Source organism: Geodermatophilus amargosae, from assembly GCF_900116515.1.
Taxonomy (GTDB): Bacteria; Actinomycetota; Actinomycetes; order Mycobacteriales; family Geodermatophilaceae; genus Geodermatophilus; species Geodermatophilus amargosae.
The window spans coordinates 95,522-122,019 of record NZ_FPBA01000005.1 but is presented as its reverse complement, the minus strand read 5'-3'; the positions used below and the strand labels follow the sequence as shown (position 1 = coordinate 122,019).

The 26,498-nt window shown below is 73.6% G+C and carries 23 protein-coding genes; 17 read left to right on the top strand and 6 right to left on the bottom strand.

Going from position 1 to position 26,498, the window contains the following annotated elements; genetic code table 11:
- Positions 1-12 precede the first annotated feature (12 nt).
- The gene (locus BM414_RS09345; RefSeq protein WP_093579169.1) at positions 13-1,068 is read left to right on the top strand and encodes an alcohol dehydrogenase catalytic domain-containing protein; all 1,056 of its coding nucleotides are present in this window, start codon (positions 13-15) and stop codon (positions 1,066-1,068) included.
- 82 nt (positions 1,069-1,150) lie between these two features.
- Here BM414_RS09345 and BM414_RS09340 read toward each other — a convergent pair whose 3' ends face one another.
- Positions 1,151-3,442: a (Fe-S)-binding protein gene (locus BM414_RS09340; protein ID WP_093579168.1), complete on the bottom strand. Its 2,292-nt coding sequence runs from the start codon at positions 3,440-3,442 to the stop codon at positions 1,151-1,153.
- A 614-nt stretch (positions 3,443-4,056) separates the two neighbouring features.
- On the opposite strand from BM414_RS09340, the gene dnaK reads away from it, so the two are divergent.
- From dnaK to BM414_RS09305, 7 genes are all read left to right on the top strand, one after another.
- On the top strand, positions 4,057-5,925 hold the full coding sequence (gene dnaK / locus BM414_RS09335; protein WP_093579167.1) for a molecular chaperone DnaK: 1,869 nt from the start codon (positions 4,057-4,059) through the stop codon (positions 5,923-5,925).
- Complete coding sequence (grpE, locus tag BM414_RS09330) at positions 5,922-6,620, top strand: nucleotide exchange factor GrpE (protein ID WP_093579166.1); 699 nt, start codon at positions 5,922-5,924, stop codon at positions 6,618-6,620. Before dnaK ends, grpE begins: the two co-directional genes overlap by 4 nt.
- Before the next feature lie 61 nt (positions 6,621-6,681).
- Entirely contained in the window at positions 6,682-7,908 is a 1,227-nt protein-coding gene (gene dnaJ / locus BM414_RS09325) for a molecular chaperone DnaJ (RefSeq protein WP_093579165.1), read from the top strand.
- Positions 7,905-8,381, top strand: coding sequence for a heat shock protein transcriptional repressor HspR (locus BM414_RS09320; protein WP_093579164.1), 477 nt, complete (start codon positions 7,905-7,907; stop codon positions 8,379-8,381). The genes dnaJ and BM414_RS09320 overlap by 4 nt, the downstream gene beginning before the upstream one ends.
- Positions 8,382-8,419: 38 nt before the next feature.
- A complete protein-coding gene (locus tag BM414_RS09315) occupies positions 8,420-8,899 on the top strand; it encodes a MarR family winged helix-turn-helix transcriptional regulator (protein WP_175551516.1) in 480 nt (159 codons plus the stop codon).
- Between the two features lie 137 nt (positions 8,900-9,036).
- Positions 9,037-9,507 (top strand): MarR family winged helix-turn-helix transcriptional regulator, encoded by a 471-nt coding sequence (locus tag BM414_RS09310; protein ID WP_093579163.1) that lies wholly within the window; start codon positions 9,037-9,039, stop codon positions 9,505-9,507.
- Between the two features lie 144 nt (positions 9,508-9,651).
- Complete coding sequence (locus BM414_RS09305) at positions 9,652-11,280, top strand: DHA2 family efflux MFS transporter permease subunit (protein ID WP_245784598.1); 1,629 nt, start codon at positions 9,652-9,654, stop codon at positions 11,278-11,280.
- Positions 11,281-11,440: 160 nt separating this feature from the next.
- On the opposite strand, the gene BM414_RS09300 is transcribed toward BM414_RS09305, so the two are convergent.
- Together BM414_RS09300 and BM414_RS09295 are read right to left on the bottom strand one after the other, a co-directional pair.
- Positions 11,441-11,884: an OsmC family protein gene (locus tag BM414_RS09300; RefSeq protein WP_093579162.1), complete on the bottom strand. Its 444-nt coding sequence runs from the start codon at positions 11,882-11,884 to the stop codon at positions 11,441-11,443.
- Between the two features lie 102 nt (positions 11,885-11,986).
- A complete protein-coding gene (locus BM414_RS09295) occupies positions 11,987-12,457 on the bottom strand; it encodes a MarR family winged helix-turn-helix transcriptional regulator (protein WP_245784597.1) in 471 nt (156 codons plus the stop codon).
- 201 nt (positions 12,458-12,658) lie between these two features.
- On the opposite strand from BM414_RS09295, the gene clpB reads away from it, so the two are divergent.
- From clpB to BM414_RS09255, 8 genes are all read left to right on the top strand, one after another.
- Positions 12,659-15,256, top strand: coding sequence for an ATP-dependent chaperone ClpB (gene clpB, locus BM414_RS09290; protein ID WP_093579161.1), 2,598 nt, complete (start codon positions 12,659-12,661; stop codon positions 15,254-15,256).
- Between the two features lie 122 nt (positions 15,257-15,378).
- Positions 15,379-16,044 (top strand): hypothetical protein, encoded by a 666-nt coding sequence (locus BM414_RS09285; protein ID WP_093579160.1) that lies wholly within the window; start codon positions 15,379-15,381, stop codon positions 16,042-16,044.
- 73 nt (positions 16,045-16,117) lie between these two features.
- Entirely contained in the window at positions 16,118-17,827 is a 1,710-nt protein-coding gene (locus BM414_RS09280; protein ID WP_217644629.1) for a molybdopterin-dependent oxidoreductase, read from the top strand.
- A gap of 176 nt (positions 17,828-18,003) precedes the next feature.
- A complete protein-coding gene (locus BM414_RS09275) occupies positions 18,004-18,684 on the top strand; it encodes a fasciclin domain-containing protein (RefSeq protein ID WP_093579159.1) in 681 nt (226 codons plus the stop codon).
- A 125-nt stretch (positions 18,685-18,809) separates the two neighbouring features.
- On the top strand, positions 18,810-19,412 hold the full coding sequence (gene pyrE, locus BM414_RS09270; RefSeq protein ID WP_093579158.1) for an orotate phosphoribosyltransferase: 603 nt from the start codon (positions 18,810-18,812) through the stop codon (positions 19,410-19,412).
- A 104-nt stretch (positions 19,413-19,516) separates the two neighbouring features.
- Positions 19,517-20,911 (top strand): FAD-binding oxidoreductase, encoded by a 1,395-nt coding sequence (locus BM414_RS09265; RefSeq protein ID WP_093579350.1) that lies wholly within the window; start codon positions 19,517-19,519, stop codon positions 20,909-20,911.
- A 78-nt stretch (positions 20,912-20,989) separates the two neighbouring features.
- Positions 20,990-22,024, top strand: a complete 1,035-nt coding sequence (gene fbaA / locus BM414_RS09260; RefSeq protein WP_093579157.1) for a class II fructose-bisphosphate aldolase — start codon at positions 20,990-20,992, stop codon at positions 22,022-22,024.
- 78 nt (positions 22,025-22,102) lie between these two features.
- Positions 22,103-22,507 (top strand): DUF3151 domain-containing protein, encoded by a 405-nt coding sequence (locus BM414_RS09255; RefSeq protein WP_093579156.1) that lies wholly within the window; start codon positions 22,103-22,105, stop codon positions 22,505-22,507.
- A gap of 57 nt (positions 22,508-22,564) precedes the next feature.
- Here the strand turns inward: BM414_RS09255 and BM414_RS09250 are convergent, their stop codons facing one another.
- The 3 genes from BM414_RS09250 to BM414_RS09240 form a co-directional block, all read right to left on the bottom strand.
- The gene (locus BM414_RS09250; protein WP_217644628.1) at positions 22,565-23,371 is read right to left on the bottom strand and encodes an ATP-binding cassette domain-containing protein; all 807 of its coding nucleotides are present in this window, start codon (positions 23,369-23,371) and stop codon (positions 22,565-22,567) included.
- The gene (locus BM414_RS09245; protein ID WP_245784596.1) at positions 23,368-24,411 is read right to left on the bottom strand and encodes an ABC transporter permease; all 1,044 of its coding nucleotides are present in this window, start codon (positions 24,409-24,411) and stop codon (positions 23,368-23,370) included. Before BM414_RS09245 ends, BM414_RS09250 begins: the two co-directional genes overlap by 4 nt.
- A gap of 78 nt (positions 24,412-24,489) precedes the next feature.
- The gene (locus BM414_RS09240; protein WP_093579154.1) at positions 24,490-25,104 is read right to left on the bottom strand and encodes a hypothetical protein; all 615 of its coding nucleotides are present in this window, start codon (positions 25,102-25,104) and stop codon (positions 24,490-24,492) included.
- 66 nt (positions 25,105-25,170) lie between these two features.
- Here BM414_RS09240 and BM414_RS09235 point away from each other — a divergent pair, with 66 nt between their 5' ends.
- A complete protein-coding gene (locus BM414_RS09235; protein WP_093579153.1) occupies positions 25,171-26,460 on the top strand; it encodes an adenylosuccinate synthase in 1,290 nt (429 codons plus the stop codon).
- Positions 26,461-26,498 lie beyond the last annotated feature (38 nt).

Genomic DNA, 26,498 nt, shown 5'->3' with positions numbered 1-26,498 from the left:
CGGGGAGGCGTCGTGGGCGGTCCCGATCTGATGCGAGCGGCCCGGTTCAGAGGCGCCGGCGAGCCGCTGACGGTGCAGGACGTCGCCGTGCCACGGCCGGCGGCCGACGAGGTGCTGGTCCGGGTGGCCGCGACGGGGCTGTGCGGGTCCGACGTCCACATCGCGGTGGAGGGCATCACGCCGACGGCGCACCTGCCGATCACGCTCGGCCACGAGATCGCCGGCACGGTCGCCGCGGTCGGCGACGCGGTGGACGAGTGGACCGCCGACCAGCGGGTGTGCGTCTTCCCGGTCCTCTCCGACGGCACGTGCCGCAGCTGCCTGACCGGCCACAGCGAGATCTGCCTGGACCGCCGCATCGTGGGGATCCACGCCGACGGGGGTCTGGCGGAGTACGTCGCCGTCCCGGCGAGGAACCTCGCGGCCGTCCCCGACGGCGTGCCCCTCGAGCAGGCCGCGGTCTGCACGGACGCGGTCGTGACCCCCTTCCACGCCCTGACCGACGTGGCCCGGGTGGCACCGGGTGAGTCGGTCGCCGTGATCGGGGTCGGCGGCCTGGGCCTGCACGCCGTCCAGATCGCCGCGCTCAGCGGCGCCTCACCCGTCGTCGCCGTCGACACCCGCCCGGCGCAGCTGGAGCGCGCCCACCGGAGCGGTGCCGACGTCGTCGTCGACGCGACCGGGGAGTCCGTCGTCGACGCGGTGCGCGCGGCCACGGGTGGGGTGGGGGTCGACGTCGCCGCGGAGTTCGTCGGCGCCCAGGCGACGATCGCCCAGGCGGTCGAGTGCCTGCGCATCGGAGGCCGTGCGGTGGTCGCGGGGCTGGGCGCGGACCCGATCACGGTCCTGCCACCCACCTCGTTCGTCCGCGGGCAGCTGCAGCTGCTGGGCTCCTACGGCGGGACGCTGGTGACGCTGCACCGGGTGCTGCAGCTGCTGGCCACGGGCCGGCTCGACCTCAGCGGGTCGATCACCCACACCTTCCCCCTCGCGGACGCCGACGCGGCGCTGCGGACCCTCCACGAGAAGTCGGGCGACCCCCAGCGGGTCGTGGTCCTCCCCGGCTGACCCGGGAGACGACGGACGCCGCCGGCGAGGGGGTGCCTCGCCGACGGCGTCCGTCGGGTGGTGCTGTCGGTCAGGCCGGGGATCAGGCCTGGCTGTGTCCCGTGGCGGCCGAGCCGGTGCCCGCGATGTCGTCGTCGGCGGTGCCGACCTCGGCGCCGTGCTCGGTGCCCGGGGTGCCGACCGGCGCCATCGAGCGGAGCAGGATCTGGCTGACGTCGAGGACCTCGACGTGCTCGGCGGCCTCGCCGTTCTGCTTCTTCGACGTCAGGGCGTCCGAGAGCATCGTGATGCAGAACGGGCACGCGGTGGAGATGACGTCCGGGTCGAGGCCCAGGGCCTCCTCCGTGCGCTCCACGTTGATCCGCTTGCCGATCTTCTCCTCCATCCACATGCGCGCGCCGCCGGCGCCGCAGCAGAAGCCGCGGTCCTTGCAGCGGTGCATCTCCTGGGTGGAGAGGCCCTGCACGCTGTCGAGGATCTCCCGCGGCGGCGTGTAGACCTTGTTGTGCCGGCCGAGGAAGCACGGGTCGTGGTAGGTGACCTTGCGGTCGACCGGGGTGACCGGGGTGAGCCGGCCCTCCGCCACCAGCTGGCTGAGCAGCTGCGTGTGGTGCACCACCTCGTACTCGCCGCCGACCTGCGGGTACTCCTTGCCCAGCGAGTTGAAGCAGTGCGGGCAGGTGGTGACGATCTTGCGGGTGCCCGGCACGCGGCCCTCGAAGACGCCGTTGAGGGTCTCGACGTTCTCCTGCGCCATCATCTGGAACACGAACTCGTTGCCCATGCGGCGGGCCGGGTCACCCGAGCAGGTCTCGCCCGAGCCCAGGACGGCGAACTCGACGCCCGCGGTGTGCAGCAGCTCGGCGACGGCCTTGGTGACCTTCTTGGCGCGGTCGTCGATGGCGCCGGCGCAGCCGACCCAGAACAGGTACTCGACGTCGTAGGGCAACGGGCCGTCGGCCATGCGGACCTCGAAGTCGACCTCCTTGATCCAGTCCTCGCGGGTGCTCGGGCTGACGCCCCAGGGGTTGCCGCGGTTCTCGAGGTTGCGCAGCATCACACCGGCCTCGGACGGGAAGTTCGACTCGATGAGCACCTGGTAGCGGCGCATGTCCTCGATGTGGTCGACGTGCTCGATGTCGACCGGGCACTGCTCGACGCAGGCGCCGCAGTTGGTGCAGCTCCACAGGACGTCGGGGTCGATGACCCCGCCCTCCTCGAGGGTGCCGACCAGCGGGCGGTGCGCCTGGGCGTCGTTGGTGCCCTCGATGCGGGCGTATCCGGAGGCCCACACCTGCTCGTCGCTGGGCTTGAGGACGTCGTAGTCCGGCGCCGTCTCCGCCGCCGTCTTCTCACCGAGCAGGTACGGGGCCTTGGCGTACAGGTGGTCCCGCAGGTCCATGATCACCATCTTCGGCGACAGGGGCTTGCCGGTGTTCCACGCCGGGCACTGGCTCTGGCACCGCCCGCACTCGGTGCAGGTGGTGAAGTCCAGCATCCCCTTCCAGGTGAAGTCCTCGATCTTGCCGCGACCGAAGACGTCGTCCTCTCCCGGGTCCTCGAAGTCGATCGGCTTGCCGTTCGAGGTCATGGGCTGCAGCGGGCCGAGCGCGACGGAGCCGTCGTCGTTCCGCTTCCAGTAGATGTTGAAGAACGCGCTGAACCGGTGCCACGCGACGCCCATGTTGAGGATCCGGCTGATCACCACGAGCCAGGCCAGCGAGACGACGATCTTCACGAACGCGACGACGCTGAGCAGCGTCGGGCTGTTCGGCAGCACGGTGGCGACCAGGCCGGAGACCGGGTGCGACCAGGCCGGGGCGTCGGTCAGGTCCGAGGAGATCTTCAGCGCGCGGATGAGCAGGATGCAGACGCCGACGGTGAGGACGACGGCCTCGACGAAGTAGCCGCGGCCCTCGTTGGAGCCGGCGAAGCGGCTGGTGCGGCCCTGGCGGCGCGGGTGGTCCTTCTGGCGCCGGTAGATCAGGTACAGGATCCCGAGGATCGTGCCCGCGCCGATGAGGTCGGCGAACAGGTTCCACAGACCCCACTCGCCGATGAGCGGCAGGTGGAAGGCCGGGTTCCAGACCTCGCCGAAGGCCTCGACCAGCGTGAGGAACAGGCCGTAGAAGCCGACGAACACGAACCAGTGGGCGGCGCCGATGGCCGACCACTTGAGCATCCGGGTGTGGCCGAGCGACTCGACGGCGAGCGTCTTGAGCCGCGGGCCGACCGGTCCGTTGCGGGTGCTGTCGGGTTGGCCGGTGCGGATGATGCGCACCATCGCGCGCACCGCCCGGTAGGCCAAGACGACGGCCACGATGAGGAACAGCACGCTGATCGTGCCCAGCACGACCTGCAGGGGGCCCGTCATGATTCCCTCTCCCCACGCCTCGCGGCGTCGGTTGGCTCCGTCCGCACCGGCCGGCGAGAGGGGTCCCGCCGCCGTCACCGGTCCACGGGACCGGCGGCGGATCGCGCGCGGGCGGCTGTGCCCACGCAGCCCGCACGATAGCTGGCCGACGCACAGGTTACTCGTCGGTAACCCTGGGCGCCGAGCCCCGATCCGACCCACGCCGGAGGTGCTCGGCGTCCACCCGAGTGGACGCCGACCTGCGCTTTCGCGGTCGTCGCCGCGCACTGCAACACGCCGCGAGGGTGTTTCCGGTTCTGCGTCGTCCGCCGCAGAGGTGACCGGGCTCACCGCCCCGGGTCACGGCCCGGTCACCGCCGTCGGCTGAGGCGTCCCGCCTCACCGCACGGTGCCCGGCTCACCCCACAGCGCGAGGTCGGACACCGCACAGTGGGGACGGGATCCCCGTGGTGGCACGAGATCCGTGTCGGCCCACCCACCCCGGGAACACCTGCGGGCGGTCTGCCGTTACTCTGGGCAGGAAAGTTGAGTGGACCCCGCGCAAGAGCGGGTCGCTCCCTCGACCGACCTCCCTGACACCCGCACCACCCGCACACGGAAGAGGAGCCAGCTCCATGGCACGAGCGGTCGGTATCGACCTCGGCACCACCAACTCCGTCGTCACCGTCCTGGAGGGCGGCGAGCCGACGGTCATCGCCAACAGCGAGGGCTCGCGCACCACTCCCTCGGTCGTCGCCTTCGCCAAGAACGGCGAGGTCCTGGTGGGCCAGTCGGCCAAGAACCAGGCGGTCACCAACGTCGACCGCACCATCCGGTCGGTCAAGCGCCACATGGGCACGACGTGGCAGACCGGCGAGATCGACGGCAAGAAGTACACGCCGCAGGAGATCAGCGCCCGCATCCTGCAGAAGCTCAAGCGGGACGCCGAGACCTACCTCGGCGAGCCGGTGACCGACGCGGTCATCACCGTCCCGGCCTACTTCGAGGACGCCCAGCGCCAGGCCACCAAGGAGGCCGGTGAGATCGCGGGCCTCAACGTCCTGCGCATCGTCAACGAGCCCACCGCGGCGGCGCTCGCCTACGGCCTGGACAAGGGCGAGACCGAGCAGACCATCCTGGTCTTCGACCTCGGTGGCGGCACCTTCGACGTCTCGCTGCTGGAGATCGGCGAGGGCGTCATCGAGGTGAAGGCCACCGCCGGTGACAACCACCTCGGCGGCGACGACTGGGACGAGCGGGTCGTCAAGCACCTGGTGCAGACGTTCAACGCCCAGAACGGCATCGACCTGTCCAAGGACAAGCTGGCCATGCAGCGGCTCCGCGAGGCCGCCGAGAAGGCCAAGATCGAGCTGTCCGGCGCGCAGTCGACGAACGTCAACCTGCCCTACATCACCGCCGGCGCCGAGGGCCCGCTGCACCTCGACGTCACGATGACCCGCGCGGAGTTCCAGCGGCTCACGCAGGACCTGCTCGACCGCGCCCGCGCGCCGTTCAACCAGGCGATCCGCGACGCCGGCGTCCCCGTCGACGCGATCGACCACGTCGTCCTGGTGGGTGGCTCGACCCGCATGCCGGCCGTGTCCGACCTGGTCCGCGAGCTCACCGGCGGCAAGGAGCCCAACAAGGGCGTCAACCCCGACGAGGTCGTCGCCATCGGCGCCGCGCTGCAGGCCGGTGTCCTCAAGGGCGAGGTCAAGGACGTCCTGCTCCTCGACGTCACCCCGCTGTCCCTGGGCATCGAGACCAAGGGCGGGATCATGACCAAGCTCATCGAGCGCAACACCACGATCCCGACCAAGCGCTCGGAGATCTTCACGACGGCCGACGACAACCAGCCCTCCGTGCAGATCCAGGTCTTCCAGGGCGAGCGCGAGATGGCGATGTACAACAAGAAGCTCGGCATGTTCGAGCTGACCGGTCTGCCGCCGGCGCCGCGTGGCGTCCCGCAGATCGAGGTCGCCTTCGACATCGACGCGAACGGCATCGTGCACGTGTCCGCCAAGGACCTGGGCACGGGCAAGGAGCAGTCGATGACCATCACCGGCGGCTCGGCTCTCCCCAAGGACGACATCGAGCGGATGATGCGCGACGCCGAGGCCCACGCCGAGGAGGACAAGCGCCGCCGCGAGGAGGCCGAGACCCGCAACCTCGCCGAGTCGCTGCAGTACCAGACCGAGAAGTTCCTCGCGGAGAACGGCGAGCGCATCCCGGCCGACAAGAAGGAGGAGCTCGGCGAGGCCCTCACCGAGCTGCGCTCCGCCCTCGGCGGCTCGGACATCGCCGCGATCAAGTCGGCGCAGGAGAAGGTCGCCCGCATCTCGCAGGAGGTCGGCGGGGCGCTCTACGCCCAGCAGGCCGACGCGGGTGCCGCGGCCGGTGACGGCGCCGGTCCCGGTGCCGGTGCGACGGGTGCCTCCGCCCCGTCCGGCGACGACGACGTCGTCGACGCCGAGATCGTCGACGAGGACAGCGACCGCCGATGAGCCAGGGGGACGAGCAGTCGCGGGTCGTGATCCGTGACAAGCGGCGGATCGACCCCGTCAGCGGCGAGGTGCGGACGCCGGCCGGCGAGCAGCCGGCCGGCGTCCCGCCCCGTCCGTCCACGGCCCACCCGATGCCAGGGGAGCAGATGACCGAGAACGAGACGGCCGCCGTCCCGGAGGCGCCCGTGCAACCGGCCGCCGACAGCACCGCGGACGGTGACCTGTCCCGCCAGCTGGCCGAGCGCACCGAGGACCTGCAGCGGGTCACGGCCGAGTACGCCAACTACCGGCGGCGGGTCGACCGCGACCGCACCCTCGTCGTCGACCAGGCGGCCGAGCGGTTCGCCGCCCAGCTGTTCCCGATCGTCGACGACATCGAGCGGGCCCGGGACCACGGCGACCTGACCGGCGCCTTCAAGGTCGTCGCCGACCGCGTCCTCGGGCTGCTCGACGGCCTGGGCGTGGAGGCGTTCGGGGTGGCCGGCGACCCGTTCGACCCGTCGCAGCACGAGGCGGTCCTGCACGACACGTCCGACGAGGTCAGCGTGCCGACCGCGACGACGGTCCTGCGGCAGGGTTTCCGCCGCGGGGACCGCGTGCTGCGGACGGCCATGGTGTCGGTGAGCGAGCCCTCGGGCGTCGCCGCCCAGCCGGCCGGCGACGGCGCGCCGGGGGAGACCCCGGCCGCCGGTTGACCGGCGGGACCGGGACCGACCGCGACATGCGGATGCACGAGGACCAGGGAGGAGGCGCCCGATGAGCACTCGGGACTTCATCGAGAAGGACTACTACGCCGCGCTGGGCGTCTCCCAGAAGGCCGACGCCGCGGAGATCAAGAAGGCCTACCGCAAGCTGGCGCGGGACCTGCACCCGGACAAGAACCCGGGCAACACCGACGCCGAGGCCCGCTTCAAGGACGTCTCCGAGGCCTACGACGTGCTCTCCGACCCGAAGCGGCGCGGCGAGTACGACGACGCCCGGCGGCTCTTCGGCGGCGGCGGCGCCGGGGCGCGGGCCGGCTTCCCCGGTGGGTTCCCGGGCGCGGGCGGCGGTCAGCCGTTCGACCTGGGTGACCTCTTCGGCCAGGCGGCCGGCGGGGCCGGTGCCCGCGCCGGGGGCCTGGGTGACCTCTTCGGCGGCCTGTTCGGCGGCGGGGGCGGTGCCGCGCCGGGCTCGGCCCGGGCCCGTTCCCAGGCGGCGTCCGGGCCGGCCCGCGGCCAGGACGTGGAGACCGAGGCGACCCTCTCCTTCGAGGAGTCCGTCCTCGGCGTCACCGTGCCGCTGCGGATGCAGAGCCCGGGCACCTGCCCGACCTGCACCGGAACCGGCGCCCGGCCCGGCACCTCGCCACACACCTGCGAGGTCTGCGGCGGCGCCGGCGTCACCAGCCGCAGCCAGGGCGCGTTCGCCTTCTCCGAGCCGTGCCGCGCCTGCCGCGGCACCGGCCAGGTGGTCGACGACCCGTGCCCGACCTGCCACGGCGACGGCGTCACCACCCAGACCCGCACCATCACCGTGCGGATCCCGTCCGGCGTCAAGGACGGCCAGCGCATCCGGCTGGCCGGCAAGGGCGCGCCGGGGCGGCGGGGCGGACCGGCCGGCGACCTGTTCGTCGTCGTGCACGTCAGCGACCACGACCTGTTCGGCCGCAAGGGCGACGACCTCACCCTCACCGTGCCGATCACGTTCCCCGAGGCCGTCCTCGGGACGACGCTGACCGTGCCGACGCTGGACGCGAACGTCACGCTCAAGGTCCCCGCCGGTACCGCCAGCGGCCGCACGCTGCGGGTCCGGGGCAGGGGAGTGCCCGGCCGCGGCCGCAACGGCGACCTGCTGGTGACGGTCGAGGTCGCCGTCCCGCAGCGGCTGTCGGCCGAGGCCGAGCGGGCGGTGAAGACCCTCGACGCCGAGCTGGGCGACCCCCGGCCGCAGATCACCGCGGCCGCGCAGGCGAGGAGCACCGGACCCGGGAGCGTCCGGTGAGCACCCCGGGCGCCGGGGGCCGCGAGCGGGCAGACGGCGCCCGCGCCGTGGCCGACGACGCCCCGGTGTTCGTCATCTCGGTGGCCGCCCAGCTGGCCGGCATGCACGCCCAGACGCTGCGCCAGTACGACCGGCTCGGCCTGGTGACGCCCGGCCGCACGCCGGGCGGGGGCCGGCGCTACAGCCCGCGGGACGTCGCACTCCTCCGGGAGGTCCAGCGCCTCTCGCAGGAGGACGGCGTCAACCTGGCCGGGATCAAGCGGATCATCGACCTGGAGTCCCGGGTCGAGGCCCTGCAACAGCGGGTGCACGAGCTGATCGACGAGCTCGAGAGGTCCGAGCACCGCCGGATGTCCGCCGAGTCGGCCATGGCCAGCGGCTACGGCCGCAACCTCGGGGGGACCGACCTCGTGCCGCTGCGGCAGGCCAGCGCCGCGCTGGTCGTCTGGCGTCCGCGGGAGTCGCAGCGGTGAGCGGGAACCCCAGCGGGGCCGCCGTCGTGGATGGGGACGTGACCACCACGCCCGTGGACGCGCACGAGTCCTTCGTGCGGCTCGAGCGCGAGATCGGACTGCTGCTGCGCCGGTCGCGGGCCATCTCGGCCCGGCTGGCCCGCGAGCTGCACCCCGATCTCGACGGCGCGGCCTACGGCCTGCTGGCGCTGCTGGCCGACACCGGACCGCTGCGCGCCAGCGACCTGGTCGCCCGCCTCGGCCTGGACAAGAGCACGGTGAGCCGTCAGGTGTCCTCGCTGGTCGCCCTCGGCCTGGTCGACCGCGAGGCCGACCCCGCCGACGGCCGGGCCCAGGTGCTCACCCCAACGGCCGAGGGCGCGGCGCGACTGGCCAGGATCCAGGCGGCGCGCCGGGAGCGCTGGGAGGCCGACCTGTCCGGGTGGCCGGCCGAGGACGTCGCCGTCCTCGGCGAGCTGCTGGCCCGGCTCAACCGGCTGGGCGAGGCCCGCGAGGCAGGGGCTACCTCCACCGCCTGAACCACCGACCCTCCACGGCGCCCGGACCTCCCCGGTCCGGGCGCCGTCGTCGTGGCGGGGCGCTCAAAGAGGGTCCGTTGCAGACAGCAACCAAACGGATGTATGGTTGCGGTCTGCAATCACTCCTCGAGGACCCCATGCCCCTGACCTCCCCGACGCGCGAGCGGCTCACCGCCGGCATCGCCCGTCTCGTCCAGGCCGGCCGGTACGTCTCCAGCCGCGCCGCGGACTCCCTCTACGGCGACCTGCCCTCCTTCGGCTGGGCGCTGCTCGTCCCGCTCGAGCGCGACGGCGAGCAGCGCTGCAGCGCCCTCGCCCTGCAGTCCGGCGTCGACGTCTCCGTCGCCAGCCGGCAGGTGACCGCCCTCGAGCGGTCCGGCCTGGTCGAGCGCCGGCCCGACCCGCACGACGGGCGCGCCAGCCTCATCCGGCTCTCCGCTGCCGGTGCCGCCGCCCTCGCCCAGACCCGCGCCCTGCGCGCGGAGTGGGCCGGCGAGGCCCTCGCCGACTGGGACGAGGACGACGCCTGCCTGCTCAGCGAGCTGATCGAGCGCCTGACCGACGACCTCGACCGCGCCGCACCGCCCGCCGTCCGCACCGCCTCGTGACCGGCACCGCCTCGTGACCGGCACCGCCTCGTGACCGGCACCGCCTCGTGACCGGCACCGCCTCGTGACCGGCACCGCCTCGTGACCGCCACCCGGCCCTCCGGGCCGCCGTCCCCCACCCGAACCGAGCCGTCCAGGAGCACCGTGACCACCACCCGCGAGCCGACCGCGGCCGCACCGGGGACGCAGGCGCCCGCCGAGCAGCAGGGGCGCATGACGCACCGGCAGATCCTCGAGGCCCTCTCGGGGATGTTGCTGGCGATGTTCGTGGCGTTCCTGTCCTCGACCGTCGTCTCCAACGCCCTGCCGACGATCATCACCGACCTGCGGGGCAGCCAGAGCCAGTACACCTGGGTCGTCACGGCCACCCTGCTGGCCTCGACCGCGTCGACGCCGATCTGGGGCAAGCTCTCCGACCTGTTCAGCAAGAAGCTGCTGATCCAGCTCGCGATCGTGGTCTTCATCGTCGGCTCGATGCTCGCCGGGCTGTCCCAGTCGGTGGGCACGCTCATCGGCTGGCGCGTGCTCCAGGGTCTGGGCCTGGGCGGCCTGCAGGCGCTGGTGCAGATCGCGATGGCCGCGATGATCAGCCCCCGCGAGCGTGGCCGGTACTCCGGCCTGCTCGGTGGCGTGATGGCCGTGGCCACCGTCGGTGGTCCGCTGCTCGGCGGCCTGCTGGTCGACACCAGCTGGCTGGGCTGGCGCTGGTGCTTCTACGTCGGCGTCCCCTTCGCCGCCGTGGCGCTGGTGCTGCTGCAGCGCACGCTGCACCTGCCGGTCACCAAGCGCCGGGTCCGCATCGACTACCTCGGCGCCACCCTGCTCACCGCGGGCGTCTCGGGCCTGCTCATCTGGGTCACGCTGGCCGGCGACCAGTTCGCCTGGGCCTCGTCGGAGACCGCGCTGTTCCTCGCCGGCAGCGTGCTGGCGATCGTCGCCTTCGTCGTCACCGAGACGCGCGCGGCGGAGCCGATCGTCCCGCTGCGGCTGTTCCGCGACCGGACGACGACCCTCGCCATCGTGGCCAGCGTCGCCATCGGCGTCGCGATGTTCGGCTCGACGGTCTTCCTCGGCCAGTACCTGCAGATCTCCCGCGGCTACTCGCCGACTGCGGCCGGTCTGCTGACGATCCCGATGGTCGGCGGCCTGCTGGTGTCCTCCACCGTCTCGGGCATCCTCATCACCCGCACCGGCCGGTGGAAGCGGTTCCTCGTGGCCGGCTCGGTGCTGGTCGCCGCCGGCTTCGCCCTGCTGGCGACGATCGACCACGAGACGGACATGGTGCTGCTCGGCGTCTTCCTGTTCGTCCTGGGCGTCGGCATCGGCATGACGATGCAGAACCTGGTGCTGGCGGTGCAGAACACCGTGGCCGCCGGCGACCTCGGTGCGGCGTCCTCCGCCGTGGCGTTCTTCCGCAGCCTGGGCGGCACCATCGGCGTCTCGGTGCTCGGCGCGGTGCTCAGCAACCGGGTCGGCGACCTGATCGCCGCCGGTCTCCCGCCGGGGCCGGCCGCGGCCGGCAGCGGCTCGGGCAGCGTCGGGCTGGCCGACCTCGCGGATGCGCCGCCGGCCGTCCAGGAGCTCATCCGGGTCTCCTACGGCGACGCGACCGGCCGGATCTTCCTCGTCTCGGCGATCGTCGCCGTGGTCGCCGTCGCGGCGATACTGCTCATCCGCGAGGTGGCCCTGCGCACCGAGAGCGGCGAGGAGCGGCTGCAGCGCGAGTCCCGCCCGGCGCTCGCCGACGACGAGGCGGTCGGCACCGCCCGGTAGACGGAGGACCCCCTCGCGCCCTACAGACAGAGGCGGGCCCCGCGAGGGGTCGGGACAGAAGACGGCCCGCTCCCCGGAAGGGGAGCGGGCCGTCGTGTCCGCGGCCCCGTCCGGAGGCTCGCGCCGAGCGTGCGAGGCGTGAGGGGGACGGGGTCCTCGCTCAGCTCTCGAGCGCGGCGTCCAGGGTGATGTCGACGCCGGCCAGGGCCTTGCTGACCGGGCACCCGGCCTTGGCCTCCTGGGCGGCCTTCTCGAACCCGGCTGCGTCGAGGCCGTCGACCTCGCCGCGCACGGTGAGCTTGATGCCGGTCAGCTTGAAGCCGCCGTTGGCCTGGTCAGGGCCGAGGGAGACGTCGGCCTGCACGTCGAGGGACTGGGGCGTCCCACCGGCCTGGGCGATGTTGGCCGACAGCTGCATCGCGAAGCAGGCGGAGTGGGCCGCCGCGACGAGCTCCTCGGGGCTGGTGGTGCCGCCGGCCTCGTCGGCCGCGCGCTTGGGGAAGTTCACCTCGTACGTGCCGACCTTCGAGCTGGTCAGCTCGACCTGGCCGGAGCCCTGCTCGAGGGTGCCGTTCCAGGCGGTGCGTGCGGTGCGGGTGGGCATCTGGGCTGCCTTCCGGTCGGGGGGCGCGCCGGCGTGGTCTCGCCGGCGCGCAGGGGCCGTGGAGCCCTACCCCGATCGGTTGCGGGCAACCCGCCCGCCGTGTCAGGCGCGCGGGGCCTCGGTGACCCGCTGGGTCAGCACGTTGAGCGTCTGCTTGAGGTCGGCGAAGGACTCCACGTCGAGCTCCAGCGCGCAGATCATGTCCTGCGAGATGGCGAAGGCCTTGTCCCGGAGGGCCCGGCCGCTGTCGGTGAGCGCGATGGCCACCGACCGCTCGTCCTCGACGCGGCGGTGGCGCGTGACCAGGCCGGCAGCGGTGAGGCGCTTGAGGAGGGGGGAGAGGGTGCCGCTGTCGAGGGCCAGACGGGCGCCGAGCTGGCCCACGGTCTGGTGGTCCTCCTCCCAGAGCAGCATCATGACCAGGTACTGGGGATAGGTCAGACCCAGTTCCTCGAGCATCGGCCGGTACCTGGCGGTCATCGCGCGCGAGGCCGCGTAGAGCGCGAAGCACAGTTGGTCGTCGAGGGCCACGCTCGGGGCGGGGAGGTGCGAGTCCCCGCTCGTCATCGTCATAGCCAGAGTGTAGGGACAACAGGGTCGCGTGGCATGCAGTTGTGTGGTTCGTCAACCCCTCGGAGTGGAAGTTCCTCCGGCGGGTCGGGGTGAGCGCCGGGGTTGAGTGGAACAGACTCAACCTCTGGGTCGTTGGACAGCTCGACACCAGCCTGCCGGGGCCGTCCCGGCACCCTGACGAGAGGACCGACCGCACCGATCATGGAGAGCAAGCTGACCACCCGATCGCAGGAGGCGTTCGCGGCCGCCCAGCGGCTGGCGGTCGACCGGGGGCAGGTCGCCCTCGAGCCCCTGCACCTGCTCGCCGCGCTGCTGCAGCAGACCGACGGCATCGCCGGCCCCCTGCTGACCGCCGTCGGCACCGACCCGGCCGAGGTCCGGGCCAAGGCCGAGGCGGCGCTGCGCCGCCTGCCCAGCGTCAGCGGCGCCACCGTGCCCGTGCCCTCACCGTCGCGCGAGACGCTGCGCGTGGTCAACGCCGCAGGCGAGCAGGCGAGCGCGCTGGGTGACGAGTTCGTCTCCACCGAGCACCTGCTGGTCGGCCTGGCCGGCTCCGAGGGCGAGGCCGGTGCGGTGCTCACCAGCGCCGGTGCCACCCGCGACGCGCTGCTCGCCGCCTTCCGCACCGTGCGCGGCAACCGGAAGGTCACCACGGCCGACCCCGAGAGCACCTTCCAGGCGCTGCAGAAGTACGCCGTCGACCTGACCGAGCGCGCCCGCGAGGGCAAGATCGACCCGGTCATCGGCCGGGACACCGAGATCCGCCGCGTCGTGCAGGTGCTCTCCCGGCGCACCAAGAACAACCCGGTGCTCATCGGCGAGCCCGGCGTCGGCAAGACGGCGATCGTCGAGGGCCTCGCCCAGCGCATCGTGGCCGGCGACGTCCCCGAGAGCCTCAAGGGCAAGCGGCTGATGGCGCTCGACCTCGGCGCGATGGTGGCCGGTGCCAAGTACCGCGGCGAGTTCGAGGAGCGGCTCAAGGCCGTGCTGCAGGAGATCACCGAGGCCGAGGGTCAGGTGGTCACCTTCATCGACGAGCTGCACACCATCGTCGGCGCCGGTGCCACCGGCGACTCGGCCATGGACGCCGGCAACATGATCAAGCCGATGCTCGCCCGCGGTGAGCTGCGCATGGTCGGCGCGACGACGCTCGACGAGTACCGCGAGCACATCGAGAAGGACCCCGCGCTCGAGCGGCGCTTCCAGCAGGTCTTCGTCGGCGAGCCCTCGGTCGAGGACACCATCGGGATCCTGCGCGGCCTCAAGGAGCGCTACGAGGTCCACCACGGTGTCCGCATCACCGACGCCGCGATCGTCGCCGCCGCCACGCTGTCGGACCGGTACGTCACGGCCCGCTTCCTGCCCGACAAGGCGATCGACCTGGTCGACGAGGCCGCCAGCCGGCTCCGCATGGAGATCGACAGCCGCCCGGTCGAGGTGGACGAGGTCGAGCGCGCCGTGCGCCGCATGGAGATCGAGGAGATGGCGCTGGCCAAGGAGGACGACCCCTCCTCCCTCGACCGGCTCGCGGTGCTGCGCAGCGACCTGGCCGACCGGCGGCAGGAGCTCGCCGAGCTGACCGCCCGCTGGCAGCAGGACAAGAGCGCGATCACCCGCATCCAGCAGATCAAGGAGGAGCTGGAGCGGGCCCGCCTGGAGGGGGAGCGCGCCGAGCGGGACGGCGACCTGGCCACGGTCGCCCAGATCCGCTACGGCCGGCTGCCCCAGCTGGAGAAGGCGCTGGCCGACGCCGAGGCCTCGGTCGCGAGCTCGGAGTCGATGCTCAAGGAGGAGGTCAGCCCCGACGACATCGCCGACGTCGTCCAGGCCTGGACCGGCATCCCCGCCGGCCGGCTGCTCGAGGGCGAGACGCAGAAGCTGCTGCGGATGGAGGACGGGCTCACCCGGCGGGTGGTCGGCCAGCCCGACGCCGTCCGCGCCGTCTCCGACGCCGTCCGCCGCGCGCGGTCGGGCATCGCCGACCCCGACCGGCCCACCGGCTCCTTCCTGTTCCTCGGCCCCACCGGCGTCGGCAAGACCGAGCTGGCCAAGGCGCTCGCGGAGTTCCTGTTCGACGACGAGCGGGCGATGGTCCGCATCGACATGAGCGAGTACTCCGAGAAGCACTCGGTGGCCCGGCTGGTCGGTGCCCCTCCGGGCTACGTCGGCTACGAGGCCGGCGGCCAGCTCACCGAGGCGGTCCGGCGGCGGCCCTACACCGTCGTGCTGCTCGACGAGGTGGAGAAGGCCCACCCCGACGTCTTCGACGTGCTGCTGCAGGTCCTCGACGACGGCCGGCTCACCGACGGGCAGGGCCGCACGGTCGACTTCCGCAACACGATCCTGATCCTGACGTCGAACCTGGGCTCGCAGCTCATCGCCGACCAGTCGGTCCCCGAGCAGCGGCGGCGCGACGCGGTCATGGACGTGGTCCGGTCGCACTTCAAGCCGGAGTTCCTCAACCGGCTCGACGACGTCGTGGTGTTCCGGGCGCTGGGCAGCGAGGAGCTGGCCGGGATCGTCGACATCCAGGTGGGCGTGCTCGCCCGCCGGCTGGCCGCCCGCCGGCTGACGCTCACGGTCACCGACGCCGCCCGCGAGTGGCTGGCGCTCAACGGGTTCGACCCCGTGTACGGCGCCCGCCCGCTGCGCCGGCTGGTGCAGTCGGCCATCGGCGACCCGCTGGCCCGCGCGCTGCTGGCCGGGGAGATCCGCGACGGCGACGAGGTCGTCGTCGACTGGCCGGCCGACGTGGCCGGCAGCGACGCCGACGCCGGGCTGACCGTCCGCCGCTTGTGAGCGAGCGCTCCTGACGGGTCCGTCGTCCCTCCGGGGGACGGCGGACCCGTCCGCGCGTCGGAGGGTGTTCCGGGGGCGGACGGTCGACCATCATTCGGGCGATCGCACGAGAGAGGACGGACATGACCGCAGGACAGGGACCGCAGGGCTGGGACCAGCCGGGGCAGCAGCCCCCTGGGCAGCCGTACGGACAGCCGCCGCAGGGGCAGGGCCCCTACGGGCAGGCTCCCCACGGCCAGACCCCCTACGGGCAGAACCCGTACGGCGGCTACGCGTCCGCGCCGGCGGCGCCCGACGGGTTCGGCGCCCCACGACCGGTCGAGCGGCCCTCGGCCGTGAAGCTGGGGATCGGCGCGTTCCTCGCGAGCACCGTGCTGGGGATCCTCGGGTCGATCGTCACGTTCGCCCAGTTCGACGAGATCGTCGACCGGGCCCTGGTCGACGCCGGCCTCGACCCGGCGGACTACAGCGACGTGTCCGACGCGGCGACCGCCGGCGTGGTCACCACCACCGTCGTCGTGGCGCTGCTCTTCATCGGCCTGCAGCTGCTGTTCATCTGGTTCGCCTGGCAGGGGCGCAACTGGGCGCGGATCGTGCTCTGGGTGCTCGGCGGCCTCGCCGTCGTCTCGGGCTTGGTCTCCCTCGCCGGGCCGTCGCTGTCGGGGCTGCTGACCACGCTGTCGCTGATCCAGACCCTGCTGATCGTCGTCGGCATCGTCGCGCTGGCCCAGAAGCCGGCCAGCGAGTGGTACCGGTACCGCGGCTGGCAGCGCGCCCGCGGCCTCTGACCGGCCTCCGGACCGGCCCGCCGGCTCCCCTCGCCGGGGAGCCGGCGGGGGACCGGTCGCCCGTTATCCCATCGTGACCAACCTGGATGAACCGCTGGCCGGGTCGTCCCGAACCCAGGGCGTGACCACCACCCAGCAGGCCCCCGCGCCGGCCACCGGACCGGACGGGGCCCAGCCCCCCGCCCGCCGCGGGCTGCGCCGGCTGCTCGGCGCGCTCGCCGGCCTGGTCGCCGCGGCCGTCGCACTGGGCGTGGCCGAGCTGGTCGCCGCGCTCGTCGGTCCGGCGTCCTCGCCCGTCGTCGCCGTCGGGGACACGGTCATCACGTTCGTCCCCGAGCCGGTCAAGCAGTTCGCCATCTCCACCTTCGGCGAGAACGACAAGATCGCCCTGGTCGTCGGCACGCTGGTCGTCGTCGCCCTGTACGCGCTGCTCATCGGGCTGCTGTCCCTGCGGTCGCGCCGCCTCGGGGTGGCCGGCATCGCCCTCTTCGGCGTCGTCGGCGCCCTGGCCGCGGCCACCCGGCCGGCCGGCGGGCTGCTCGACGCGCTGCCGTCGGTGGTGGGCGCCCTCGTCGGGATCGTCGCGCTCCTGCTGCTCGTCGACCCGCTGACGCTGCCTGCTCCTGCCGCCACCTCCCGCGCCGCCGACGAGGCGGTCATGGTCCGGCTCCGGGACGCGCTGTCGATGGCCGACCGCAAGGGCACGGGCATGGACCGCCGCCGCTTCTTCCTCACCGGTGGCGTCGCCCTGGGCGCGGCGGCGGTCACCGGCGGCGGCGGGCGCTTCCTGCAGCGCCGGTTCGACGTCAGCAACGCCCGGGGTGACCTGTCCCTGCCGACGCCGTCGTCGCCGGCCCCGGCCCTGCCCCCGGGTGCCGACCTCGCCGAGCAGGTCGAGGGCCTGACGCCGCTGTTCACCCCCAACCGCGACTTCTACCGGGTCGACACCGCGCTCACCGTCCCCCAGGTCCGCCCGGCCGACTACCGGCTCGAGCTGACCGGGATGTTCGACTCGCCGCGCAGCTACACGCTGGCCGACCTGTTCGGCCGCGACGACGTCATCGAGCGCGACGTCACGCTCACCTGCGTCTCCAACGAGGTCGGCGGCCAGCTGGCCGGCACCGCCCGCTGGACCGGCATCCCGCTGGGCGACCTCCTCCGCGAGAACGGCGTCTCCGACCGCTCCGACCAGCTGGTCTGCCGGTCCGTGGACGGCATGACCATCGGCGCCCCGACCCGCTCGGCGCTCGAGGTCGAGGACGCGATGATCGTCTTCGGGATGAACGGCGAGCCGCTGCCGGTCGAGCACGGCTTCCCCGTCCGGATGCTCATCCCCGGCCTCTACGGCTACGTCTCCGCCTGCAAGTGGATGACCTCGATCGAGGCCACCACCTACGACGCCTTCGACGCCTACTGGGTCGAGCGCGACTGGGCCGCCGACGGCCCGATCAAGCTGGCCTCGCGGATCGACACCCCCGCCCCGCTGCGGCAGTTCCCCGCCGGGCGGCGCGCCATCGCCGGCGTCGCCTGGGCCCAGACCCGCGGCATCCGCCGCGTCGAGGTCCGGGTCGACGACGGCGAGTGGCAGGAGGCCCGGCTGGCCCCCGCCGTCGACGCCGACCTGTGGCGGCAGTGGCAGCTGCCCTTCGACTTCGCCCCCGGCTCCTACCAGCTCACCGTCCGGGCCACCGCGGCCGACGGCGAGGTGCAGACCGAGGAGCGCGCCCGGCCGTTCCCGAACGGCGCGAGCGGCCTGCACTCCATCCGGGTGATCGCGACCTAGCGGTCCCCGCCCGGCCGGCAGCCAGCCGGCAGGGCAGCCCCCACCCCCCAGAGCCCGTCTCGGCCACGCTGGCCGCAGACGCCTCTCCCGACCCCTCGAACGGGCCGGGAGGGACCACCGCGGGGACCACCCCGTCCCCGAACGGACCAGCACGACGACCGAGGAGCACATCGAACGTGAAGAGCACCCTGACCCGCGGCATCCTCCTGGCCTCCGCCTCCACCCTGGCCGTCACCCTGAGCGCCTGCGGCTCCGACGAGACCAGCGCCGCGAGCGACAGCCCGGCCCCCGACAGCAGCTCGTCGTCGGCCTCGGAGAGCTCGGGCTCGATGGAGAGCAGCAGCCCCATGGCCGAGCCGGCCAGCGACGAGCCCTTCGGCGCCGGCTGCACCGCCGTCCCCGCCGACGGCGAGGGCAGCTTCACCGGCATGACCGACGACCCGGTGGCCACCGCGGCGAGCAACAACCCGGTCCTGTCCACGCTGGTGCAGGCGGTCACCGCGGCCAACCTGGTCGACACGCTGAACACCACCGACGACATCACCGTCATCGCCCCGGCCAACCCCGCGTTCGAGGCCATCCCGGCCGACCAGCTGCAGGCCGTCCTCGCCGACCAGGCGACGCTGACCCAGATCCTGACCCACCACGTCATCCCGGGCCGGCTCTCGCCCGACCAGCTCGCCGGCACGCACACCACGGTCGCCGGTGACGAGGTCACCATCGAGGGCTCGGGGGAGAACTTCACCGTCGCCCAGACGGTGACCGGCACCCCGGCGAGCGTGATCTGCGGCAACGTGCAGACCGCCAACGCCACCGTCTACATCGTGGACCAGGTGCTGGCCCCCGCTGCCGCCTGAGTGAGGACCCTTCTGCCCCCACCGCTCGCGAGCTCGCGGCGGGGCCCTGCAGAGGGGCCGACCTGCACGGCACCGGCCCGGCTCCCTCGCGGAGCCGGGCCGGTGCCGTGCGTAGGGTCGGCCGCATGGAGAAGGACCCCGTTCCCCCCCACCCCTCGTCCCTCGGGGCGGGCCCCTGGAACGGGGCCACCCATCCCGACCGCGACCGCCTGCTGGAGCTGGTCGTCGACCTCGCCGTCGTGCACGGGCGGGTCACGCTGTCCTCCGGACGCGAGGCCGACTGGTACGTCGACATGCGCCGGCTGACCCTCCACCACGAGGCCGCCCCGCTCGTCGGCCGCGTGATGCGCCAGCTGACCGGTGACCTGCGCTACGACGTCGTCGGCGGGCTCACCCTCGGCGCCGACCCGGTGGCCGCGGCCATGCTGCACGCGGCGTCCGCCGGCGAGGGCTTCCTCGACGCGTGCGTGGTCCGCAAGGCCGGCAAGGCGCACGGGCTGCAGCGGCGGATCGAGGGCCCCGACGTCGCCGGGCGCGCGGTGCTCGTCGTCGACGACGTCTCCACCACCGGCAGCAGCCCGCTGGCCGCCGTCGAGGCGCTGCAGGAGGCCGGCGCCGAGGTGATCGGCGTGGCGGTGATCGTCGACCGCGGCGGGCGTGCCGCCGTCGAGGCCGCCGGGCTGGAGTACCGCGCCGCCTTCGAGCTGTCCGACCTCGGCCTCGGGTAGTCGCGCACCGACCCCACCGGGTGGTGCCCGACCTCGCCCCGCAGCGCGAGGTCGGGCACCGCGCGGCGAGGCCGGGAGCCGGGCAGCAGCCGTACGGTGTGGCGGTGACCACACTCGCCACCGCGTGGGTCGACGAGCTCGCCGCCGCGCTCGGTCCGCACGGCGTCCACACCGATCCCGACGTCACGGCCAGCTACGCCCGCGACCAGGCCATGCTCGCCGAGGCCGGCACGCCCGCCGCGGTCGTCCTCCCCCGGGACACCGCCGACGTCGTCGCGGTGATGCGGGTGGCCTCGCGACACGGCGTCCCCGTGGTCCCGCGCGGCGCGGGCTCCGGGCTGGCCGGGGCGAGCAATGCCGTCGACGGGGCGATCACGATGGTCATGACCCGCATGGACGCCGTCCTGGAGGTCTCCCCGGCCGACCGGCTCGCCGTCGTCCAGCCCGGCGTGGTCAACAAGGCGCTGCGCGACGCCGTCGCCGGGTCCGGGCTGTTCTACCCGCCGGACCCCTCCAGCTACGACTGGTGCACGATCGGCGGCAACCTCTCGACGAACTCCGGCGGCCTGTGCTGCGTGAAGTACGGCGTCACCACCGACTACGTGCTGGGCCTGGAGGTCGTGCTCGCCGACGGGCAGGTGCTGCGCACCGGTCGCCGCACGGTGAAGGGCGTGGCCGGCTACGACCTGGCCCGGCTGTTCGTGGGCTCGGAGGGCACGCTCGGCGTCATCACCGAGGCCACGCTGGCGCTGCGCCCGGCGCCGCAGAAGCCGGTGACCCTCGTGGCCACCTTCGCCACCACCGCGCAGACCGGGCAGGTGGTCGAGCGGGTCGTCACGACGGGGCTGGTGCCCAGCCTGCTGGAGGTCATGGACAACACCTGCATCCGCGCCGTCGACGACCTGCTGCACGCCGACCTCGACCGCGACGCCCACGCGCTGCTGGTCGCACAGTCCGACGCCGGGGGAGAGGCGGCCCGACAGGACGTCGAGGCGCTGGCGCAGCTGTGCCGGGAGGCCGGCGCGCAGCTGGTGCACACCACCGAGGACCCCGCCGAGGGCGACCTGCTGCTCGCCGCCCGGCGGATGGCGCTGCCCGCGCTGGAGCAGCTCGGCACCACGCTGATCGACGACGTCGCGGTGCCGCGCTCGCGGATCGCGGCCTTCCTCGACGGCTGCGACGGGATCGCCGTCCGCCGGGAGCTCACGATCGGCGTCGTCGGCCACGCCGGCGACGGCAACATGCACCCGACCATCTGCTTCGACCCCACCGACCCCGACCAGCGGGTGCGTGCCTTCGCCGCCTTCGACGACATCCTCGAGCTCGGGCTGGCGCTGGGCGGCACGGTCACCGGCGAGCACGGCATCGGCTCGCTGAAGGTCGAGTGGCTCGAGCGCGAGGTCGGCGCGGTGTCGCTCGACGTGCACCGCCGGATCAAGGACGCCCTCGACCCGGCCGGCCTGCTCAACCCCGGCAAGGTGCTGCGCCGCGGCGCCTGAGGCCCCCGCCGGTGTCGGCGCCCCCGGTCCAGGCGCGATACTGACGGCCGACCAGCGTCGATCGACAGGAGTGCCCCGATGCCCATCGCGACCCCCGAGGTCTACGCCGACATGATCAGCCGGGCGAAGGAGGGCGGCTTCGCCTACCCGGCCATCAACTGCACCTCGTCGGAGACGATCAACGCGGCCCTGCGCGGGTTCGCCGACGCCGGCAGTGACGGGATCATCCAGTTCTCCACCGGCGGCGCCGAGTTCGGCTCGGGCACCCGGGTCAAAGACATGGTCACCGGCGCGGTGGCGCTGGCCGAGTTCGCGCACGTCGTCGCCGAGCGCTACCCGGTCAACGTCGCGCTGCACACCGACCACTGCCCCAAGGACAAGCTGGACGCCTACGTCCGCCCGCTGATCGCCCTGTCGAAGGACCGCGTCGACGCCGGCCAGGCGCCGCTGTTCCAGTCGCACATGTGGGACGGCTCGGCGATCGACCTGGAGGAGAACCTCCAGATCGCCGAGGAGCTCATCGACAAGTGCGCGGCGGCCAAGATCGTGCTGGAGCTCGAGATCGGCGTCGTCGGCGGCGAGGAGGACGGCGTCGCGCACGACATCAACGAGAAGCTCTACACCGCCCCCGGCGACTTCGTGGCCACGGCGAAGCACCTCGGCCTCGGCGAGCGGGGCGTCTACCTGCTCGCGGCCACCTTCGGCAACGTCCACGGCGTCTACAAGCCGGGCAACGTGAAGCTGCGGCCGGAGATCCTCAAGCAGGGCCAGGAGGTCGTCACCGCCGAGCTGGGCCTGCCCGAGGGCAGCAAGCCGTTCAACTTCGTCTTCCACGGCGGCTCGGGCTCGCTGCAGTCGGAGATCCGCGAGGCGCTGTCCTACGGCGTGGTGAAGATGAACGTCGACACCGACACCCAGTACGCCTTCACCCGGCCGATCGCCGGGCACATGTTCAGCAACTACGACGGCGTCCTGAAGGTCGACGGCGAGGTCGGCAACAAGAAGGCCTACGACCCGCGGCCGTACATGAAGCTGGCCGAGACCGGCATGGCCGCCCGCGTCGAGCAGGCCTGCGAGGACCTGCTGTCGGCCGGCCAGTCGCCGAGCGCCTGACGTGACCGAGCTCGCCAGGTCACGCGTGCACGGAGCGACCCGGGGCGCAGCTCCGACGAGCGCCAGCGAGGAGGATCTGTGACCCACTCCCACAACCTGCTGGGCGAGCCGCCGGCCACCCTGCTGCCGGGCGACCCCGAGGCCGAGGCCGCGCTGGCCGCCGGCACCGACCCCGCCGAGGTGGCCGCCGGACACCCGCGCGCCAGCGCGGCCTGGGCGGCGCTGGCCGAGGCGGCACTCGGAGGCGGCCGCACCATCGAGGCCTACGCCTACGCCCGCACCGGCTACCACCGCGGCCTGGACGCGCTGCGCAAGAACGGCTGGAAGGGCTACGGCCCGGTGCCGTGGTCGCACGAGCCCAACCGGGGCTTCCTGCGCTGCGTCACCGTGCTGGCACGCGCCGCCGAGGCGATCGGCGAGGCCGACGAGCAGGAGCGCTGCACCCAGCTGCTGCGCGACTGCGACCCGACTCTCGTGCCCTGACTGCCCGTCGGGCGCGGCGTCAGTCCCGTCACCTGACCCGCATCCCGGGCACGGCGGTCAGCGGTCGCCGAGCTCGGGGTGCAGCTCCTGCAGGCGGGTGGTCAGGGCGGTCAGCTCCTCGCCGCCGGCCATGAGCCGGGTGAGGTCGTCGGAGTCGACGTCGGCGCGGGTGAGGTCACCGGCCACCTGGCCGCGCGCCAGCAGCAGGAAGCGGTCGCCGACCAGGTGCGCGTAGCGCGGGTTGTGGGTCACCAGGACGACGGCCAGCCCCTGCGCCCGCGCGCCCAGCACGGCCTGACCGATCAGCGTGTGCTGGGCGATGGTCATCGGCTCGGTCGGCTCGTCGAGGACCAGCGCCCGCGCGCCGTAGTGCACCGCCCGCGCGATGGCCAGGCTCTGCCGCGCCCCGGGGCGCAGCGTGTTCACCGGCTGGTCGGGGTCGACGCCGGTGACGCCGATGCGCTCCAGCGCGCGCACGGTGGTCTCCCGGGCGGCGTCGACGTCGAGCCGGCGCAGCGGCCACGTACCGCGGGTCGGCTCGGCGCCCAGGCACAGGTTGCGCCACACCGACAGCAGCGGGGCGACGGCGAGGTCCTGCCAGACCGTGGCGATCCCCGCCGCCCGCGCGGCCCGCGGGCTGCCGAAGCGGACCGGGACGCCGTCGAGGAGGAGCTCTCCCTCGTCGTGCCGGCGCAGCCCGGACAGCACCGACACCAGCGTCGACTTGCCCGACCCGTTCTCCCCGAGCACGCAGGTGATCCGCCCGCCCTCGAGCGTGACGCCGACCCGGTCGAGCGCCGGCACGCCGCCGTGGCGGACGCTCAGCCCGCGCAGCTCCAGCACCGGGGGCACGGGACCGCTCACGACCGCGGCGCGGCCCGCAGCCGACCGCGCACCGTCCCTCCCACCAGCAGGGCGACCAGCAGCAGGACGCCGAGCGCGGCCTGCGACCAGCGCTGGTCCCACCCGGCGAGCTCCACGCCCTCGCGCGCGACGGCGTAGAGCAGCGCGCCGACCGCGGCGCCGGCCATGGAGCCGAAGCCACCGGTGAGCAGGCAGCCGCCGATCACGGCGACGACCACGAAGTCGATCGCGGTCACCAGGGACGGGGTGGCGCCGACGCTCGCGGCCGGCACCAGCGCCAGCGTGCCGAGCAGCCAGCCGGCCGTGGCGGTGAGCGCGTAGAGGACCAGCGTCGTCCGCGGGACCGGCACGCCCAGCTCGCGGGCGGCGCGGCGGGAGCCGCCCATGGCCAGCACCTCGTTGCCGAACCGGGTGCGCCACAGCAGCCAGCCGGCGCCGGCGGTCACCGCCAGCCACCACAGCAGCGAGACGGGGAAGACGCCGCCGCCCACCTCGGCGGTCGCGCCGAACACCGCCGACGCCGACGGCCAGTCCGGCGCCGCGTCCAGCCCGCTGATCCGCGGCGCCCCGGCGATCAGGGGCAGCGCCGAGAGCGTGGTCCCCTGCAGCACCAGCGCGGTCGCCAGGGTGACGAGGAAGCTCGGCAGGCCGGTGCGGACCACCAGCAGGCCGTTGACCAGCCCGACGGCCAGCGACGCGGCCAGCGAGGTGAGCAGGGCCGGCCAGATGCCCCACTCGCCGAGGCCGACGAGGACCGCGGTGAGGACGGCACTGGCGAGGGTCACCGTGCCGATCGAGAGGTCGAAGTGGCCGCCGACGAGGAGCAGGCCCACCGCGACGCCGCCGATGCCGAGCAGTGCCGCGGAGTCGAGGACCGCGGCCAGGCCGGCCGGCGTGAGCAGGTCGGGGACCCGCAGCCCGAAGAGCAGGACGACGACGGCCAGTCCCAGGACCGCGGCCAGGCTGGGCCGGGCGAGCACCCGGTCGAGCAGCCGCCGGCGCGGCGGCTCGGCCCGGAACGGCAGGCGGTCGACGGACACCGGGGCGGACGGGCGCAGGAGGGCCTCCTCGGGCTGGAACGGCTCCAGTGTCCACGACCCGCCGGGTGCGGGCGCGCGTCAGGGGCGCAGCCGCCAGCGCACCCGGTCGTCGGCGTACCAGGTCCAGCGCGACACCGGCCGGGGGTAGACGACGCCGTCGCGGGTCACCTGCGCCGGGTCGCTGGCCAGCTGCAGCGCGCGGCCGGTGCTGCGCCGCGGCGGGCGCATGAGCTGCGGCGACACGACGACCCGGATCGTGTCGACGGCGCGCCAGTCGGGCCGCACGTCGATGCGCGCGACCATCCCGTCGGCCACCTTCTCGTCGTCGTGGTGGGCCTGCACGCCCAGCCGCGCGGCCAGCGGGAGCCGGCCCTGCTCCGCGGCCTCGTACCGGCCGTGCTGCAGCAGCACCCCGCCGTGGTCGTCGCGGACCAGCGACAGCTCCCGCTCGTCACCGGTGCCGATGCCCAGGTCGCGGGCCAGGCCGCGGGAGGAGGCGTCCTCGGTGGGCTCCCACGACACCGGCACCTCCGCCGTCCGCCCGGCGGCGTGCAGCGCGGCGAGCACGGTCCCCAGCGCCGGCACGGGGCCGCGCACCAACAGCGACCCGGCGTCGGCGACCCCGGCCACGGACGCCCGGTCGGGCGCCTGCCCGGGCCCGAGACCGCGCAGGTCGAACTCGACGAGGGGCATGCCGATACCCTGCCACCTGCCAGCCGGTCGACCGCCGGTGACGAGTCCCAGGGGGATGACAGCGAGATGCCGGCAGTCGTGCTGATCGGTGCCCAGTGGGGCGACGAGGGCAAGGGCAAGGCCACCGACCTGCTCGGGGGCCGCGTGCCCTACGTGGTCCGCTACCAGGGCGGCAACAACGCCGGGCACACCGTCATCACGCCCGACGGTGAGCGCTACGCCCTGCACCTGATCCCCTCGGGCATCCTCACGCCCGGGTGCACGCCGGTCATCGGCAACGGCGTCGTCGTCGACCCGGAGGTGCTCATCGGCGAGCTGGCCGGGCTGGAGGAGCGCGGCGTCGACACCTCGAAGCTGGTCATCTCCGCCGACGCGCACCTGATCATGCCGCACCACCGGGCGCTGGACCGGGTCACCGAGCGGTTCCTCGGCAAGCGCAAGATCGGCACCACCGGCCGCGGCATCGGCCCGGCCTACGGGGACAAGGTGGCCCGCACCGGCATCCGGGTGGCCGACCTGCTCGACCTGTCGATCCTGCGGCAGAAGCTCGAGGGCACGCTGGCCGAGAAGAACCAGGTCCTGGTCAAGGTCTACAACCGCAAGGCCATCGACGTCGACGAGGTGGTCGAGGAGTACGCCGGCTACGCCGAGCAGCTCAAGGAGCGCATCGCCGACACCCGGCTGCTGTTGGGCAGCGCCCTCGACGCCGGCGAGTGGGTGCTGCTCGAGGGCTCCCAGGGCACGCTGCTCGACGTCGACCACGGCACCTATCCGTTCGTGACGTCGTCGAACCCGACGGCGGGCGGCGCGGCCACCGGCAGCGGGATCGGGCCCACCCGCATCTCCCGGGTCGTCGGGATCCTCAAGGCCTACACGACCCGCGTGGGCTCCGGCCCGTTCCCGACCGAGCTCTTCGACGCCAACGGCGAGTACCTGCGCAAGCAGGGCGGCGAGGTCGGCGTCACCACCGGCCGGGACCGGCGCTGCGGCTGGTTCGACGCCGTCGTCGCCCGCTACGCCAGCCGGGTCAACGGGATCACCGACTACTTCCTCACCAAGCTCGACGTGCTCTCCGGGCTGGAGACGGTGCCGATCTGCGTCGCCTACGACGTCGACGGCGTCCGGCACGACGAGATGCCGATGACGCAGACCGGCTTCCACCACGCCAAGCCGGTGTACGAGGACATGCCGGGCTGGTTCGAGGACATCCGCACCTGCCGGACCTTCGACGAGCTGCCGGCCAACGCGCAGGCCTACGTGCGCCGGCTCGAGGAGCTCTCCGGCGCGCGGATCAGCGTGATCGGCGTCGGTCCCGGCCGCGACGAGAACGTCGTCGTCCACGACCTGATCGGCTGACGCCCCCTCCCGTGCGAGATCGGCGATCTCGCACAGGA

Coding starts and splice junctions, on each gene's coding strand:
- BM414_RS09340 (WP_093579168.1), bottom strand. CDS start 3,442: ATGACGGGCCCCCTGCAGGTCGTGCTGGGCACGATCAGCGTGCTGTTC.
- dnaK (WP_093579167.1), top strand. CDS start 4,057: ATGGCACGAGCGGTCGGTATCGACCTCGGCACCACCAACTCCGTCGTC.
- grpE (WP_093579166.1), top strand. CDS start 5,922: ATGAGCCAGGGGGACGAGCAGTCGCGGGTCGTGATCCGTGACAAGCGG.
- dnaJ (WP_093579165.1), top strand. CDS start 6,682: ATGAGCACTCGGGACTTCATCGAGAAGGACTACTACGCCGCGCTGGGC.
- BM414_RS09310 (WP_093579163.1), top strand. CDS start 9,037: ATGCCCCTGACCTCCCCGACGCGCGAGCGGCTCACCGCCGGCATCGCC.
- BM414_RS09300 (WP_093579162.1), bottom strand. CDS start 11,884: ATGCCCACCCGCACCGCACGCACCGCCTGGAACGGCACCCTCGAGCAG.
- BM414_RS09295 (WP_245784597.1), bottom strand. CDS start 12,457: ATGACGATGACGAGCGGGGACTCGCACCTCCCCGCCCCGAGCGTGGCC.
- clpB (WP_093579161.1), top strand. CDS start 12,659: ATGGAGAGCAAGCTGACCACCCGATCGCAGGAGGCGTTCGCGGCCGCC.
- BM414_RS09285 (WP_093579160.1), top strand. CDS start 15,379: ATGACCGCAGGACAGGGACCGCAGGGCTGGGACCAGCCGGGGCAGCAG.
- pyrE (WP_093579158.1), top strand. CDS start 18,810: ATGGAGAAGGACCCCGTTCCCCCCCACCCCTCGTCCCTCGGGGCGGGC.
- fbaA (WP_093579157.1), top strand. CDS start 20,990: ATGCCCATCGCGACCCCCGAGGTCTACGCCGACATGATCAGCCGGGCG.
- BM414_RS09240 (WP_093579154.1), bottom strand. CDS start 25,104: ATGCCCCTCGTCGAGTTCGACCTGCGCGGTCTCGGGCCCGGGCAGGCG.
- BM414_RS09235 (WP_093579153.1), top strand. CDS start 25,171: ATGCCGGCAGTCGTGCTGATCGGTGCCCAGTGGGGCGACGAGGGCAAG.